This window comes from Methylobacterium sp. AC433 (genome assembly GCF_979253015.1).
In genome coordinates this window covers 1-571 of record NZ_CEEDBN010000052.1, presented here as the reverse complement: position 1 = coordinate 571, position 571 = coordinate 1, and the positions used below count along the sequence as shown (strand labels likewise).

Below are 571 nucleotides of genomic sequence, written 5' to 3'. Positions count from 1 at the left end.
CTGGCTGGTCCGCGAGGAGCGCGGCTCAGGCGAGCGCAAGTTCTACCTCTCGAACCTGCCCGCCGATGCGACCCTCAGCAGCTCGCCGCCACGATCAAGGCTCGCTGGATCTGCGAGCAGGCTCATCAGCAGATGAAGGAGGAGCTCGGCCTCGATCGCTTCGAGGGCCGATCCTGGACCGGTCTGTATCGCCATGCGCTGATGACGATGATGGCCTACGCCTTCCTCCAGTCCCAGCGCCTCGCAGCAGCGGGGCGGAAAAAAGAGTCGCCTGTCCACCGCCCGAGCCCTCGATGCCGGCGATCCGGCAGGCCATCCTCGACCACCTCAGCTGGCCACCACCGCGGCGATGCCCGCATTGTGACGTCGTCCTCGAACTGCCACCTTAAATGCAATCTGCCAAAGTAGTGCTAAGTCATCGCCTCAAAAGGGTACTCTGGTCTTCCTGTGCGAGTTTGAGGAGGTTCTGTCCGTAGGCGGTCTTGGCGAAGAGTTTGCCGCGGGCGATGAGCTGGTCCTTGCCGATGAAGCCCTGCAGGTAGGCGATCTCCTCCAGGCAGGCCACCTGCAG

General features: G+C 63.4%; 2 pseudogenes. One reads left to right on the top strand and one right to left on the bottom strand.

The annotated features are described in order from the left end of the window. Positions 1-408 (top strand): annotated as a pseudogene (locus tag AC0IWM_RS23705) (transposase); the annotation flags it as partial. A gap of 7 nt (positions 409-415) precedes the next feature. On the opposite strand, the pseudogene AC0IWM_RS23700 reads toward AC0IWM_RS23705, so the two are convergent. After that, positions 416-571, bottom strand: a pseudogene (locus tag AC0IWM_RS23700) (glucose-1-phosphate thymidylyltransferase RfbA); the annotation flags it as partial.